The 14,186-nt window shown below is 63.0% G+C and carries 15 protein-coding genes and 1 tRNA gene; 9 read left to right on the forward strand and 7 right to left on the reverse strand.

The genetic code is table 11. The features are described from left to right. Positions 1 to 41 precede the first annotated feature (41 nt). Positions 42 to 401 carry a BrnA antitoxin family protein gene (locus AACZ65_RS18075; RefSeq protein WP_339673279.1) on the reverse strand — a complete coding sequence of 120 codons (360 nt, stop codon included), beginning with the start codon at positions 399 to 401 and terminating at the stop codon, positions 42 to 44. A gap of 183 nt (positions 402 to 584) precedes the next feature. Here AACZ65_RS18075 and AACZ65_RS18080 point away from each other — a divergent pair, with 183 nt between their 5' ends. The 4 genes from AACZ65_RS18080 to arsB are packed head-to-tail and all read left to right on the forward strand — an operon-like array spanning position 585 to position 4,682. After that, the gene (locus AACZ65_RS18080; protein ID WP_339673281.1) at positions 585 to 1,424 is read left to right on the forward strand and encodes a helix-turn-helix domain-containing protein; all 840 of its coding nucleotides are present in this window, start codon (positions 585 to 587) and stop codon (positions 1,422 to 1,424) included. Then, positions 1,421 to 2,419 (forward strand): ArsJ-associated glyceraldehyde-3-phosphate dehydrogenase, encoded by a 999-nt coding sequence (locus AACZ65_RS18085; protein WP_339673283.1) that lies wholly within the window; start codon positions 1,421 to 1,423, stop codon positions 2,417 to 2,419. Before AACZ65_RS18080 ends, AACZ65_RS18085 begins: the two co-directional genes overlap by 4 nt. After that, positions 2,416 to 3,678 carry an organoarsenical effux MFS transporter ArsJ gene (gene arsJ, locus AACZ65_RS18090; protein ID WP_339673285.1) on the forward strand — a complete coding sequence of 421 codons (1,263 nt, stop codon included), beginning with the start codon at positions 2,416 to 2,418 and terminating at the stop codon, positions 3,676 to 3,678. Before AACZ65_RS18085 ends, arsJ begins: the two co-directional genes overlap by 4 nt. Further along, positions 3,675 to 4,682: an ACR3 family arsenite efflux transporter gene (arsB, locus tag AACZ65_RS18095; RefSeq protein ID WP_339673287.1), complete on the forward strand. Its 1,008-nt coding sequence runs from the start codon at positions 3,675 to 3,677 to the stop codon at positions 4,680 to 4,682. The genes arsJ and arsB overlap by 4 nt, the downstream gene beginning before the upstream one ends. A 64-nt stretch (positions 4,683 to 4,746) precedes the next feature. On the opposite strand, the gene AACZ65_RS18100 is transcribed toward arsB, so the two are convergent. Next, entirely contained in the window at positions 4,747 to 5,136 is a 390-nt protein-coding gene (locus AACZ65_RS18100; RefSeq protein ID WP_037268814.1) for a c-type cytochrome, read from the reverse strand. Positions 5,137 to 5,232: 96 nt separating this feature from the next. Then, positions 5,233 to 5,916 (reverse strand): lipoyl(octanoyl) transferase LipB, encoded by a 684-nt coding sequence (lipB, locus tag AACZ65_RS18105; RefSeq protein ID WP_287000072.1) that lies wholly within the window; start codon positions 5,914 to 5,916, stop codon positions 5,233 to 5,235. 111 nt (positions 5,917 to 6,027) lie between these two features. Between lipB and AACZ65_RS18110 the strand changes: the two genes are divergently transcribed. Together AACZ65_RS18110 and AACZ65_RS18115 are read left to right on the forward strand one after the other, a co-directional pair. Further along, positions 6,028 to 7,335: a peptidoglycan-binding domain-containing protein gene (locus AACZ65_RS18110; protein WP_339673292.1), complete on the forward strand. Its 1,308-nt coding sequence runs from the start codon at positions 6,028 to 6,030 to the stop codon at positions 7,333 to 7,335. Positions 7,336 to 7,435: 100 nt separating this feature from the next. Continuing rightward, positions 7,436 to 7,522, forward strand: a tRNA-Leu gene (locus AACZ65_RS18115). Between the two features lie 89 nt (positions 7,523 to 7,611). Here AACZ65_RS18115 and AACZ65_RS18120 read toward each other — a convergent pair. Both AACZ65_RS18120 and AACZ65_RS18125 read right to left on the reverse strand, forming a co-directional pair. Continuing rightward, entirely contained in the window at positions 7,612 to 8,007 is a 396-nt protein-coding gene (locus AACZ65_RS18120; RefSeq protein ID WP_339673294.1) for a metallopeptidase family protein, read from the reverse strand. 55 nt (positions 8,008 to 8,062) lie between these two features. Continuing rightward, positions 8,063 to 8,986, reverse strand: coding sequence for an MBL fold metallo-hydrolase (locus tag AACZ65_RS18125; RefSeq protein WP_339673296.1), 924 nt, complete (start codon positions 8,984 to 8,986; stop codon positions 8,063 to 8,065). A 142-nt stretch (positions 8,987 to 9,128) separates the two neighbouring features. Here AACZ65_RS18125 and AACZ65_RS18130 point away from each other — a divergent pair, with 142 nt between their 5' ends. Beyond that, entirely contained in the window at positions 9,129 to 10,460 is a 1,332-nt protein-coding gene (locus tag AACZ65_RS18130) for an MFS transporter (protein ID WP_339673298.1), read from the forward strand. Positions 10,461 to 10,523: 63 nt separating this feature from the next. Beyond that, positions 10,524 to 11,849: a glutamate--tRNA ligase gene (gltX, locus tag AACZ65_RS18135; RefSeq protein ID WP_339673300.1), complete on the forward strand. Its 1,326-nt coding sequence runs from the start codon at positions 10,524 to 10,526 to the stop codon at positions 11,847 to 11,849. On the opposite strand, the gene AACZ65_RS18140 is transcribed toward gltX, so the two are convergent. Both AACZ65_RS18140 and AACZ65_RS18145 read right to left on the reverse strand, forming a co-directional pair. After that, a complete protein-coding gene (locus AACZ65_RS18140) occupies positions 11,833 to 13,095 on the reverse strand; it encodes a DUF2254 domain-containing protein (protein WP_339673302.1) in 1,263 nt (420 codons plus the stop codon). The genes gltX and AACZ65_RS18140 overlap by 17 nt on opposite strands. A gap of 13 nt (positions 13,096 to 13,108) precedes the next feature. Continuing rightward, positions 13,109 to 13,684: a gamma-glutamylcyclotransferase family protein gene (locus tag AACZ65_RS18145; protein ID WP_339673304.1), complete on the reverse strand. Its 576-nt coding sequence runs from the start codon at positions 13,682 to 13,684 to the stop codon at positions 13,109 to 13,111. 87 nt (positions 13,685 to 13,771) lie between these two features. Between AACZ65_RS18145 and AACZ65_RS18150 the strand changes: the two genes are divergently transcribed. Next, positions 13,772 to 14,186, forward strand: a 415-nt coding sequence (locus tag AACZ65_RS18150) for an Rrf2 family transcriptional regulator (RefSeq protein ID WP_339673306.1), incomplete at its 3' end; no start/stop codon positions are given.

Genomic DNA, 14,186 nt, shown 5'->3' on the forward strand with positions numbered 1-14,186 from the left:
CGTTCGACTTTCCCCCGCGCGCGTCGGCCATCGCGCGGCTCTCAACCCGCCTCCCCATCCTCTGCCGTCTCCCCTTTATCTCCCGCCACCCGCTTCGCCAAAAACTCATCCACCCGCACCTCACCCGCGATCTTCATCTGCGCCCATGTGCGGAGCAGGCGGTTGATGCGCGCCTGATAGCCGTGCCCCATGCCGCGATAGAACCGCGCCACCGAGCGGTCGAGATAGAGCGTCACCTTCTCGCGCGGCTCCTCCACATCCACATCGACCTCCAACGTGTGCCAGGCATCGGGCACGACATCGGCCAGTGTGGCCGAGACCCAATCGTCGCGGCTCAGGTGAATGAGGTCATGCAAGAGCCGCTCGCGGGCAAGGCGTTGGGTTTTGGTCAGGCGGGCCATTCATGCGCTCCGGATTACGTGGGATCATCCTGGTCCAAAGGGGGTTAACACGCGCTTGCGCGCCCGCACGCGCCCACCGACGCCATACCGACAGGATACTGTCAGCAAACACGGCGCATTGTGCGATCCGCCTGTCACAAAACCTTCACTTGAGCTTCTCTATATTTCCGATATTCACGAAATATGGAAACACTGGCCCCCACCCGCCTCGCAACCCTTGGTCACCCGCAGCGGCTGGCGATCTTCCGGCTGCTCATGCGCCGCTACCCGGATCGTATCCCGGCGGGCGAATTGGCCGAAATTCTGCACCTCAAACCCTCGACCCTCTCTGCCTATCTCGCCGCCTTGATGCAGGCAGGGATGGTGGTGCAGGAGCGGGCAGGCACATCCCTTAGATATTCCATCGACATGACAGAGGTGCGACGCACCTTCGATTACCTGTTCAACGATTGTTGTCGCGGGCGCCCCGATATCTGCGCGCCCTTTCCCACCCTCAGAGGAGGCCCCGCTATGGCCCACCGGAAATACACCGTGCTCTTCATCTGCGTCGGCAATTCGGCGCGGTCGATTTTTGCCGAAACCATCCTGCGCGACATGGCGGGGGATCGTTTCACCGTCCATTCCGCCGGAACGCGCCCCTATTCCGAGCTGAATCCCTTTGCTCTGGAGGTCTTGCGCGCCAAGGGCCATGACCTGAGCCCGCTGCGCGCAAAGAACGTGTCAGAGTTCACCGGGCCCGAAGCCCCCGCACTCGATTTCGTCTTTACCGTCTGCGACACGGCGGCGAATGAGGAATGCCCGGCCTGGGAAGGCCAGCCGGTCAGCGCCCATTGGGGCATGCCCGACCCGGTCAAGGCCGAGGGCACGGAGGCGCAGAAAAGCCTTGCGTTTCAGCAGGCTTATGGCGCGCTCCGCAACCGGATCACGGCCTTTGCTGCGCTGCCGATTTCGACCTTGGATCGTGTCAGCCTGCAGGCCGCGGTCGATGACATCGCGCGGCAGTCCGAGGGGCAGGGCGCATGACGGTCTATGCCATCAACGGTCTGGGTCGGATCGGCAAGCTGATCCTCAAGCCGCTCCTGGAGCGCGGCGCCAAGGTGGCGTGGATCAACGACGCGGTGGGCGATGCCGCCATGCACGCCCATCTGCTGGAATTCGATACGGTTCACGGGCGATGGGATGCAAGTTTCGGGCATGCCGACGACGCGGTGATCATCGACGGCTTGCGGCTGCCGTTCATCGGCGCGCGGGATCTGGATGCGTTGCCGCTTGATGGTGTGGACGTCGTGATCGACTGCACGGGCGTTTTCAAGACCGAGGCCAAGATCGCGCCCTACTTCTCGGCAGGCGTCAAGAAAGTCGTGGTCTCTGCCCCGGTCAAGGATGGCGATGCGGCCAATATCGTCTACGGCGTCAACCACGCGGTTTACGAGCCTGCGCGGCATCGCATCGTGACGGCGGCAAGCTGCACCACCAACTGTCTCGCGCCCGTCGTCAAGGTGCTGCATGAGGCGATAGGGATCAAGCATGGCTCGATCACCACGATCCATGACGTGACCAACACGCAGACCATCGTGGACCGCCCCGCCAAGGATTTGCGTCGCGCGCGTTCGGCGCTCAATTCGCTGATCCCGACCACGACGGGCAGCGCCACGGCGATCACGCTGATTTATCCCGAGTTGAAAGGCCGCCTGAATGGCCATGCCGTGCGCGTGCCGCTGCTTAATGCGTCGATCACCGATTGTGTGTTCGAGATGGAGCGCGAGACCAGCGTCGAGGAGGTGAACGCGCTCTTCCAAGCCGCCGCCGAAGGTCCGCTCGCGGGTATTCTGGGGTATGAAACCCGGCCCCTTGTTAGCGCCGATTACACCAATGACACGCGGTCGGGCATTGTCGATGCACCCTCGACCATGGTGGTGGGTGGCACGCAGGTAAAGGTCTATGTCTGGTATGACAACGAGATGGGCTATGCGCATCGGCTGGTCGATGTCGCCTGCATGGTCGGGGATAGCCTGTGAGCACAAGACCCGAAGGGCTGAGCGCCTATATCGCCGTCACGGCGGCCTATTGGGCCTTCATGCTCAGCGATGGCGCACTCAGGATGCTGGTGCTCTTGCATTTTCACACGCTGGGATTCCGCCCGGTGCAACTGGCCTATCTCTTTCTTCTCTATGAGCTTGCGGGGATGGTGACGAACCTCTCGGCGGGGTGGATTGCGGCGCGGTTCGGATTGACGGCGACGCTCTATGCCGGGCTTGGCCTGCAAGTGGTGGCATTGATCGCACTGGCGCAACTGGACCCGGAGTGGAGCCTCGCACTTTCAGTGGCCTTTGTGATGGGCGTGCAGGGGGCCTCGGGTGTGGCCAAGGATCTGGCCAAGATGTCGTCGAAATCCGCGGTCAAATTGCTGGCCCCGTCGGAGGAGGGCGGGCTTTTCCATTGGGTTGCCGTGCTCACCGGGTCCAAGAATGTGGTCAAGGGAGTCGGGTTTCTCCTCGGCGCGGCGCTCTTGGCCGGGATCGGCTTTGTCGGGGCGGTCTGGGCCATGGCAGGGGTGCTGGCGGTGATCCTGATGGCCGTGGTCATCGCCATGCCGCCGGGCCTGCCGCGCGGGCGCAAGGGGGCGAAATTCTCGGAAGTGTTCTCGAAATCTGCCAATGTAAACTGGCTGAGCGCGGCACGCGTGTTTCTCTTTGGTGCGCGCGATGTGTGGTTCGTGGTGGGCATCCCGATCTATTTCTACGGTGTCCTGTCGGACGGATCAGAGGCCGGGAACCGTGCCGCGTTCTTTCTGATCGGCACGTTCATGGCGGGCTGGATCATCCTTTATGGCGCGGTGCAGGCCTCGGCCCCCAAGATCCTGCGCGCCAGGTCGCGGCCTGAGGCGGCGTTGATCGCGGCGGCGCGGGGCTGGGCGCTGGCGCTCTGCGGGGTACCTGCGGTGCTGACCGCGTTGGCGCTGATGGCCGGGGGGGCGCAGCCGTGGCTCACCGTGGCACTGGTGGCGGGGCTATTGGTGTTCGGCGCGATCTTTGCCGTCAATTCGGCGCTGCATTCCTATTTGATCCTTGCCTTTACCCGCGCAGAACGGGTGACACTCGATGTCGGGTTCTATTACATGGCCAATGCCGCAGGGCGGCTCTTGGGTACGCTGCTGTCGGGGCTGACCTATCAAGTGGGGGGGCTTGCGCTGATGTTGGGGGTGGCGACCGGAATGGTGGCGCTCTCGGCGCTGGCGGCGGGACGGTTGACCCCTCAGGAAAGGGCAGAAACATGAATGCTTTCGAACGCTATTTGACCTTCTGGGTCGCGCTGGCCATGGCCGCGGGCGTGGTTCTGGGCCTTGTGGCACCGGGCCTGATCGCGGCGATTGCGGCGGCAGAGGTGGCGCGGGTCAATCTGGTGGTGGCGGTGCTGATCTGGGCGATGGTCTATCCGATGATGGTCGGCGTCGATCCCACGAGCCTCGGCCAAGTGGCGCGCCAGCCCCGGGGGCTGGCGATCACGCTGATGGTCAACTGGCTGATCAAGCCGTTCAGCATGGCCGCGCTGGCGGTGCTGTTCTTTGAGGGCGTCTTTGCCGATCTGATCGCCCCGGCTGATGCCCAACAATATATCGCAGGCCTTATCCTCTTGGGCGCGGCCCCTTGCACGGCGATGGTGTTTGTGTGGTCGCAACTGACCAAGGGCGACGAGAGTTACACGCTCTTGCAGGTGTCGGTCAACGATGTGGTGATGGTCTTTGCCTTTGCGCCGCTCGTGGCGTTTCTGCTTGGTGTCACGGATATTGTCGTGCCGTGGGAGACGCTGGTGCTGTCGGTGCTGCTCTTTGTGGCGCTGCCGCTGGCGGCGGGGTTGCTTACGCGGCGCAGGCTAGGGTCCGAGGCGCGGATTGCGGCGTTTCAGGGGCGCGTCAAGCCGTGGTCGATCCTCGGGTTGATCGCGACGGTGGTGATCCTCTTTGGTCTGCAGGGTCGAGTAATCGTCGAGCGGCCAATGGTGATCGGGTTGATCGCGGTGCCCATTATTCTTCAAAGTTATGGGATTTTCGCGGTTGCCTATGCGGCGGCATGGTTGCTCAAGGTGCCACACCGGATCGCGGCCCCCTGTGCGCTGATCGGCACATCGAATTTCTTTGAACTCGCGGTGGCTGTGGCGATTTCGCTCTTTGGGCTCAATTCCGGGGCGGCATTGGCGACGGTGGTGGGCGTGCTGGTCGAGGTGCCGGTGATGCTGTCGCTGGTGGCGCTGGCCAACCGGACGCGGGCGCGGTTCACCTGAGACCTTCCATGAAAAAGCCCCGCGCGGTGGCGCGGAGCTATATGCCTTGCGATTGAGCTTTGGCTTATTGCGAGAAGGTCGCGAGATAGGCGGCCACATCCTCGCCGCCCTTGGCCAGTTTGAAGGTCATCTTCGACCGGCTGCCGAGATAATCGTTGGGATTCTTCACGAAGGTCGCAAGCTCAGCTTCGTCCCAAACCAGGCCTTCGGCGCCTTTTGCAGCCAAACCGTCGGAATACTTGAAGCCTTCATAGCTGCCTGCCGTGCGCCCGATCACACCATAGAGGTTGGGGCCGGTCTTGCCGCCTTTGACGATCGTTTCGCTGTCCGAAGCGATCATGTGGCAGGCTTTGCACTTGTTGAATTCTTTTTCGCCTTTGGCGGCGTCACCTTCGGCAAAAGCGGGCAAAGAAAGAGCCACAAGCGTGGCAGATGCGGCAAGAAGGGTCTTCATTAGCTACCTCGTAGGGTTTGGTTGCATTCTACGGATAACCATAGTCCGACTGCCCCGGCTTGCAACCTCCAACTTTGGTGCAGGCGGCGGATTGCCTCAGTCAAATACCTGTGAAAAGCACCGACGCAGGGCGACATCGAGGTCGTCCATGCTGACGGGCAGGCCAAGATCGACCAATGAGGTCACGCCGTGTTCGGTGATCCCGCAAGGCACGATGCCGGTGAAATGCTCTAGGTCCGGCTCGACATTGATCGAGATGCCATGAAAGCTGATCCATTTGCGCAGGCGGATGCCGATGGCGGCGATCTTGTCCTCGGCCTGCTGGCCCGTCGCGGTCAGTGGCCTGTCGGGGCGCGTGACCCAGACGCCGACGCGGCCCGCGCGGATTTCGCCGGTAACATTGAATTCTGCCAGCGTGGCGATGACCCACCGTTCCAACTGTCGCACGAAACAGCGCACATCGCGGCCGCGCTTGCCCACGTCGAGCATGATGTAGACCACGCGCTGACCGGGGCCATGATAGGTATATTGCCCGCCGCGTTTCGCTTCATAGACGGGAAAGCGGTCAGGGTCGGTTAGATCCGCCAGTTTCGCCGACGTGCCGGCGGTGTAGAGTGGCGGATGCTCCAAGAGCCAGATCGCCTCGGCGGCGGTGCCTTCGGCGATTCGCGCAACACGCTCTTCCATTGCGGCCACGGCCACCGGATAGGGCACAAGATCGGCGGAGAGATGCCATTCTACGCCGGATGGGTCGATGGCAAAGGGGGTTTTCAGCGGCAAGGTTTGACTCTGTTCACGTGTGAGGGAAAACTTGTGGTAGATTGTCCTATCAAGTTTGCACCTGCTTAGGGGAGATGAGCGATGTTTTCAAAACGAATTCTAATGATGGCCATGGCGACTACGGTAGCGTTGCCTGCGGGCGTGGCCCAGGCAGATTTCAAGGATGGGCTGGTCGGCGGCCTTGTTGGTGGCGCGGTGAGTGGCATCATCGTGAACGAAAGTGCCAAGGCGCGGGAACGCAAACAACAGACGACAACCACAACGCGGCGGGTCTATCAGGCCCCGGTGAACAGCGTCGAGCGTCAGCAAGTGCGCGAAGAGCAGACCGCGCTCAACTATTTCGGCTTTCCGGCAGGGACGCCTGATGGCGTGCGCGGTCGCAACACGCGCGATGCCGCCGCGCAGTTCCAGGCGCATATGGGCTATCCGGCGACCGGCTATCTGGCGGATTACGAGCGGCAGTTTCTCATCAGCTCGTATTACCGCGCGCAGAGCAGCGGCGCGGCGACGGCGCAGTTGATCGCGCAGCGCGGGCAGGGCACACGAGGCCTGTTGCACGCCTATCGCGACGAGGCGGCGGGGGTGCCGACCTATGCGGCCGCCCCCGCGCCTGCGCCAGCAGCGCCGTCCCCAGTGATGGCGGCCATCCCCCAAGCCGCGCAAGTGCCCGCGCCAAGTGCTTCGCCTGCCCCCGCAGCCACTGGATTTGCTGCGTTACCAAACCTGATGGCCTCGGGCGGCGAAGGCCCGTCGCTGGCGTCGCATTGCAATCAGGTGAGCCTAATTACCAACTCCAACGGCGGTTTTGTGACCGAGGCCTCGATGGGGGATGGTCGTGTGGCGCTGAACGAGCAGTTCTGCCTTGCGCGCACCTACGCGATTGCCGAGGGCGAAACGATGGCAGCCTCTCTCAAGGGGGTGACACAGGCGCAACTTGAAGACCAATGCCGGGCATTCGAACCTGCGATGCGGGATCACGTGGCGGCGCTCTCGCTCAGTCCGCGTGAGGAGGTCGTGCAGAACGTGCGCGGCTTCGTGCTTCAGTCCGGGCAATCCCCCGCGCAATTGGCAGGAACGGCCAAAATTTGTCTCTCGGTCGGCTACCGAATCGACAACATGAACGTGGCGCTTGGATCTGCCCTGTTGCTCACGGCGCTGGGCGAAGAGCCCTATGGCGAGTTGATGGGACATCACCTGAACGAAGGGTTTGGCACGACAAGACGGCCTGATCTGGCCCTGGCGTGGTATCAAGGCGCTGTCGAGGCGGTCGAGCGCGGTGCAGAGCCTGTTTTTGCCCCCGGAAACACCGGCCGCACTGGGCTTTTGCGCAAGGCGGCGTTCCATACGCAGGGCGCTCAGGCTGGCAGTGGCGGCAGCGTGCAGCCGGTTGCGACATTGCCCACGTTCAAGCTCGATTAGGCGACGGAACGGTCCTGTGAAAAACCGAAGGGGCAATGTGTTTTGCCCCTTCACAAGGCGGATGAGTTTGCATATACGGCCCAAACCTACCTGATCACGTGCGGTCGTGGCGGAATTGGTAGACGCGCAGCGTTGAGGTCGCTGTGGGGTAACTCCCGTGGAGGTTCGAGTCCTCTCGACCGCACCATTTCATCTCTCTGAGGTGAAATAGGATCAGAAAAAACTTTCCCAATGGTCGTGATTTGTGGCTCGCTGGAACGGCAGGGCGCCGGGCAATCATTCCCACCAGCGGTCGATGTGGGCGATATCCGCATCCGACCAGCCGAAGTGATGCGCCAATTCATGCACCACCACATGCGTGACCAGATCGGCCAGATCAATATCGCCCCGGTCGCGCCATTCCTCAAGGATCGGCTCGCGGAAAATCCAGATCGTATCGGGGCCAAGCGGCTGATCAAAATGGGATTTCTCAGTCAGCGGGATGCCTTCGTAGAGGCCTGTCAGATCGAGCGGATCGTCAATTTCCATCTCGTCGAGCAGATGTTGGGGCGGCCAGTCGGCCACCAGCAACGCCACCCCTTGTGCGGCCGGGCGAAACGCCGGGGGCAGGGCGGCGATGGCCGCGCGGGCCATATCCTCAAAGCTGGCAAGATCGGGGGCGGGCCTGTCCATGCCCGGCATATGGGGCGCGGGGGCGGAAATGTAAATCCGCCCCAGCCTCGTCCTGTCAGAGCATCAGCTGATAGCTCGCGGGCACATACTGGAACCCGTCGCCGCGCGTTTCGACATAGCCCACGGCGGGGAAGGGCATGTGATAGCCGATGAAGGGGATCTTGTCGGCGGCCAGCATGCCCAGAACCTTGCGGCGGGTGGCTGCGGCCTGTGCCTTGTCCATGTCGAACTTGACCTCCCAGTCGGGATAGCCGAGCGACCAGACATAGTGATTGGCGAAATCGGCGGCGATGACCAGCGATTTGCCGCCGCTCTCGATCATATAGGCCGTGTGGCCGGGGGTGTGCCCCGCTGCCGACATGGCGGTGATGCCCGAGGCCACGCTGGCCCCATCACCGATCATCTCGGTCTTTTCGGCCAGCGGGCGCATCTTGGCGTCGAATCCCTCGTTTCCGGCTGCGGCCCAATGGTCGTACTCGGCGCTTGCGGTCACGTAGCGGGCATTCGGGAAAGTGGCAGCGGCGCCCTCGCCCATCAGCCCGCCGATGTGGTCGCCGTGCATATGGGTGATGACCACCATATCGACCTGATCGGGGGTATAGCCCGCCGAGGCAAGAGCACCGGTGATCGCCTCGGGATTGAGGCCGGTGTCAAAGAGCACAAGCTCGGCGCCGGTGTTGATCACCGTAGGCGTGAAGAAGAACTGCGCCTGATCGGTGGGGATATTATTGGCGGCAGAGACCTGCGCAAATTCCTCTGCGCTGACGTTGAGGCCAAAGATCGTCTGCGGCTCGGGGCGCGGCATGGTGGCGGCGAGCAGGGTCGTTACCTCGAAATCGCCGAGTGTCACCCGGTTGAACCGGGTGGTGGCGGCCCCCAGCATCGGCGCTGCGGCACGCGCAGGGCCGGTCATTGCCGCTAGAGGCAATGCCGCGGCAGAGCCAAGAATGGCGCGACGGGTCAGTCTGGTTTTGGGCATGGAATCCTCCTGCTTATGTTACTCGCGTCAAGGTAGCGCTGTTCCATGTAGTGCGCATGGCGCTCACGGAAAATTGAGATTGCTTTGACGCGCGATGAAACGCGCCATTCCCGGCGCAGATCAGAGCGTATAGGCTCTGTCCATGTTGACCCTCTTTGCACATCGCGATTACGTCCGTCTCTTTGCCGCGCAGGTCGTCGCCCTGATAGGCACGGGTCTCTTGACCGTGGCGCTTGGCCTCTTGGCCTATGATCTGGCGGGGGCGCAGGCGGGGCTGGTTCTGAGCACGGCCTACACGATCAAGATGGTGGCCTATGTGGGCCTGTCGCCGGTGGCGCAGGCGCTGGTGCAGCGTCTGCCGCGCAAGGCGGTGCTGATCGGAGCGGATATGCTGCGTGCGGGCGTGGCGCTGTGCCTGCCGTTCGTCACGGACCTCTGGCAGATTTATGGGCTGATTTTCGTGCTCCAGGCAGCGTCGGCCACCTTTACCCCAGCCTATCAGGCGGTCTTGCCCGATGTGTTACCCGATGAGGGGGATTATACCCGCGCGCTGTCGTTGTCGCGCCTTGCCTATGATCTGGAAAACCTCGTGAGCCCTGCCTTGGCGGGGCTTCTCTTGGCGGTGATAAGCTATCATTGGCTCTTTCTGGGCACGGTGGCGGGGTTCGTGGCCTCGGCCCTTCTGGTGGCAAGGGCGGTGATTCCCGGCCTGCGCGGCGTTGCGGCAGAGCGCCCGTTTCGCGAGCGTCTGTCGCGGGGGCTGCGGATATATCTGGCCACACCGCGACTGCGCGGTCTTTTGGCGCTGAATATGGCCGCTGCCTCGGTCGGGGCCTTTGTTCTGGTCAATACGGTGGTGTTGGTGCGCGGCGGCTATGGTGGCGACGCGGGGGCGTTGGCGGTGGCCATGGCGGCGTTTGGGGCGGGGTCGATGACGGCGGCGCTGTTGTTGCCCCGCATACTGGATCACGTCGCGGATCGGCCTGTGATGATGACGGCGGCGCGGGGGCTGATCGTGGTCACCATGATCGCGGGGGCGCTGCTCTGGCGCGGAGGGTTGCCGGGTTGGCCGCTCTTTCTGGCGATCTGGGCGTGTATCGGCGCGCTCTATGCCGGTATCCTGACACCGTCGGGACGGCTCTTGCGGCGCTCGGCCCATGCCGAGGACCGCCCGGCGGTCTTTGCCGCGCAATTCGCACTCAGCCATGCGTGCTGGCTGGTGAGCTATCCCTTGGCCGGATGGGCGGGGCAGGCCCTTGGCATGGGTCCCGCCTTGGGGGTGATGGCGGGGCTTGCGGCCTTGGGGTTGGGAGTTGCGGCGCGGCTCTGGCCGGCTGGCCTGACCGATGCGCCCGTGCACGCACATCCCGACCTGCCCGAAGGGCATCCGCATCTGCGCGCCCATGGCGGGCGGCGGCATGCGCATCCGCTTGTGATCGACGACGCGCATCGTGTCTGGCCCACCCAGGGCTAGGGGCGCAATCTGGACAAACGCGCGCGCCTGTGACAAAGCCCGCGGCAGAGTCAGGAGACGCCCATGATCACCACCCGCTTTGCCCCGTCGCCCACCGGCTATATCCATGTCGGCAATCTGCGCACTGCGCTGATGAACTATCTCATTGCCCGGCGCGCGGGGGGCACGTTCATCCTGCGGATCGACGACACTGACGCCGAGCGCTCGAAAGAGGCCTATGTCGACGCGCTCAAGCAGGATCTGGAGTGGCTGGGTCTGCATTGGGACCGGATTGAGCGGCAATCCTTGCGGTTGGATCGTTATGCCGATGCCGCGGACAAGTTGCGCAGCATGGGCCGGTTTTATGAGGCGTTCGAGACGCCGACCGAACTGGACCTCAAGCGCAAGAAACAGCTCAACATGGGCCGCCCGCCGGTCTATGACCGCGCGGCGCTCGCGCTCAGCGACGCGGACAAGGACAAGCTGCGCGCCGAGCGGGGCAATGGCGTGTGGCGGTTCAAACTGATCCAGGAGCGGATCGAGTGGTGCGATGGTATCCTTGGCGATATTTCGATCGACGCGGCCTCGGTCAGTGATCCGGTGCTCATCCGCGGCGATGGTCAGGTGCTCTATACGCTGGCCTCGGTGGTGGATGATGTCGACATGGGCGTCACGCATATCGTGCGCGGCTCGGATCATGTGACCAACACCGCCACGCAAATCCAGATCATCGAGGCGCTGGGAGCCACGCCGCCGCAATTCGCGCATCACTCGCTCTTGACGGGCCCGCAGGGCGAGGCGCTGTCGAAACGTCTGGGTGCGCTGTCGTTGCGCGACCTGCGCGCGCAGGGGATCGAGCCGATGGCGCTCTTGAGCTTGATGGCGCGGTTGGGGTCGGCTGATCCGGTGGAACTGCGCACAGAGATGGCCGAGTTGATCGAGGGCTTTGATATCGAGCGGTTTGGCTCTGCCCCGACCAAATTTGACGAGAATGACCTCTTTCCGCTGACCGCGCGGCACTTGGCGGCGCGGCCGTTCGAGGCGGTGGCAGGCAAGATCGCGGAGATCGGCGTGCCCGAGGCACTGGCCCCGCAATTCTGGGAGGTCACGCGCGAGAATATCACCACGCTGAAGGATCTGGAGGGCTGGTGGGCGCTATTCCGCGATGGCGCAGAGCCGGTGATCGAGGACGAGGATCGGGAGTTTGTGGCGCAGGCGATGGCGCTCTTACCCGAGGGTCCGCATGATGCCGGGACCTGGGGCACGTGGACAACCGCCGTCAAGGAGGCCACGGGCCGAAAGGGCAAGGGCCTCTTCATGCCGCTACGCAAGGCGCTGACGGGTCAGGCGCATGGGCCGGAAATGGCGCAGGTGCTGCCGCTTTTGCAGGTGATCAAGGCGAAGGGCTGAGCACCGCCGCGCGCAGCCGCGTCTTGTCACGTTCAAGGGGCAGGGCACTTTCAGCATATTCGCGGGCATGTTGCGACATTTCCCGTGCCGCCTGAGCCAGATCGCTATCGGGTGCCGAGGCCAGCCGCCCCAGAACCTGTTGCAGGCGCAGCGCCACCTCGATCTGTCCTGCCCCATCGCGCGCCACGCTGGCAAAGGCCGTGTCGATCATCGCGGCACGTGACGTTTCCGGCAGGAAGAGCCGGGGAAAGAGCGGGCTATCCTCGGCATGCGTGGCATGGGCCCAGTCCAGCAGGAGCTTTTCCTGACGGCATAGCACGGCAATCGCGGTGCCCGGATCGTTGATCCCCGGCGAGAGCGCCCGCGACGCGGTCTCCGACAAGACCAAAAGTCCGTAGCTTGCGTCTTGCTCAAAGCTGCGGATCGCGGCGATGGTCAGGTTTTCGCAGATGGCGCTGCGCTCTTCTTCGCTCAGACCGGTGGCATGGCCGATGGTCTGGCCCCGGACCAGATAGGCACCGGGTCGGACATAGAGATAGACACGAGTTTGGTCTGTGCCCAGTTTTTCGCTGATGGCGTGCATGTCGATAAGTTGCAAATACCCGGTTCGGGGGGCGCAGAGCGGGCGGGCCTCAACCGGCAAAACCGTCTCGTCTGTCAACCTCCGCGCGCCGAGCGACGGCAGGCTACGGTCGCGAATGAGGCTGTTGCGCGCGGCTTGCTCGATCGAATGGAGCGTGGCATCCATGCTGCCCAAATCGCTCAGGTGATGAATCCAGCGCAAAAGCGCCACCACCACCAACACGACTACGGCCACGGTAAAGACCAGCACCAGAACGCTGGCACCCTCCGGGTAAAACCCGGTCTGAAAGAGGATGATCGCGCTCAGCGCATAGACAAAGGCACCGATGAAGGTGGCAAGAACCGTATGCGTGGTTGTATCCGCCAAGAGGATCGCATGCACGCGCGGTGTGGTCTGCCCGGCCGCCGCATTATGCGCCGTGACCATGACATTGAGGGAAAAGGTGCTGACCGCCAGCATACCCGAAGCGAGAATCGTGAGGATCGGCATCACAGCGTCCGGGGTAAAGCGGGCTTTGAGGCCGTCCGGGATTTGATCCTCGAGCAGGATCGCCGCCGCCGATGCCAGCACCGCCAAGAGCGCGAAGAGCGTCACGCGCAGCCAGAGCTTGCGGCTGAGGCGCAAGAGCGAGAGGGCTGTGGTCGAGAGAATATGGGTTTTCAAATGCGGACCCTGATTATTTGTCGGAAGTGAGCAGCGAGACGCCAAGCAGGTCAAGATGCCTGTCGGTTAATTCCCGTTCCTCGTCTGTGAGGCTCTGATGGCGGGGATAGCGGGGGCTGTTGCGGTCATCGAGCAGAGGCGCGTCCCAACCATCGGTAGTGTCAAAGAAGCGCTGCACGCCCGCCGTGCCGAATTCGCGGAAATAGCCCTGAACCACGACATCAAGATAGCTGAGCAGGATCGGATGCGCCTGACTGGGTGACGCGTGCAGCCCGTCGGGGATGGTGTAAACGGCGATTTCGGGGCGATGTGGCAGGGGGTGGCGCACCTGATGCGCGGCAGGCGCGCGGATATAGGCCGCCTCGCGGGCGTCGAGCGCGGGCCAATCGGCATCGGGCACGGGCGCAATCAGCCCGTCAATCTCTGCATGCGCGTCCGGCACCACCGTCAGATAGGCGACGGGCCGCAGGTCCGTGTGCCGCCAGATCCGTCGCCAGCCGGTCAACTGTGCGGGAACGGCGCCGGCAAAGCTGTGACTCGCCCGATTCACAAGGCTTCCGTAGCCAAAGAAATATGAGTGTCCAATCACGCTTTGCCCCTGTCTTGATCTGGATCATGGTCATGTCGCGGTTTCGCCGCAAGACTGCATTGATCAATTGAGGGGGAAATGCCTGTCATGCGGATCACCAAACGCACCAATATCGCCATCCGGCTCTTGATGTTTTGCGCCGCCAACAGCGACCGTCTCGTCACAAAGGCCGAGATAGCCGAGCGCTGCAACACCTCTGAAAGCCATCTGGCGCAGATCATCAACCGCCTGTCGCAACTGGGATTTCTCTACACGCAACGCGGGCGCACCGGTGGGGTGCGTCTGGGGCGTCCGATGTCCCAGATCACGGTGGGTGACGTGTTTCGCCAATTGGAACAGCATACGCCTGTGGCGGAATGTTTTGCCGATGTCGACAACACCTGTCCTTTGACCAATGCCTGCCGATTGCGGGTGGCGCTGGTTGATGCGGTCGAGGCGTTTTATGCCCATCTCGACGAGGTGACGCTGGACGCGCTTGTCTGTGACAACGAGGCGCTCTTCA

The sequence above is a fragment of the uncultured Roseovarius sp. genome, assembly GCF_963972555.1.
Taxonomy (GTDB): domain Bacteria; phylum Pseudomonadota; class Alphaproteobacteria; order Rhodobacterales; family Rhodobacteraceae; genus Roseovarius; species Roseovarius mucosus.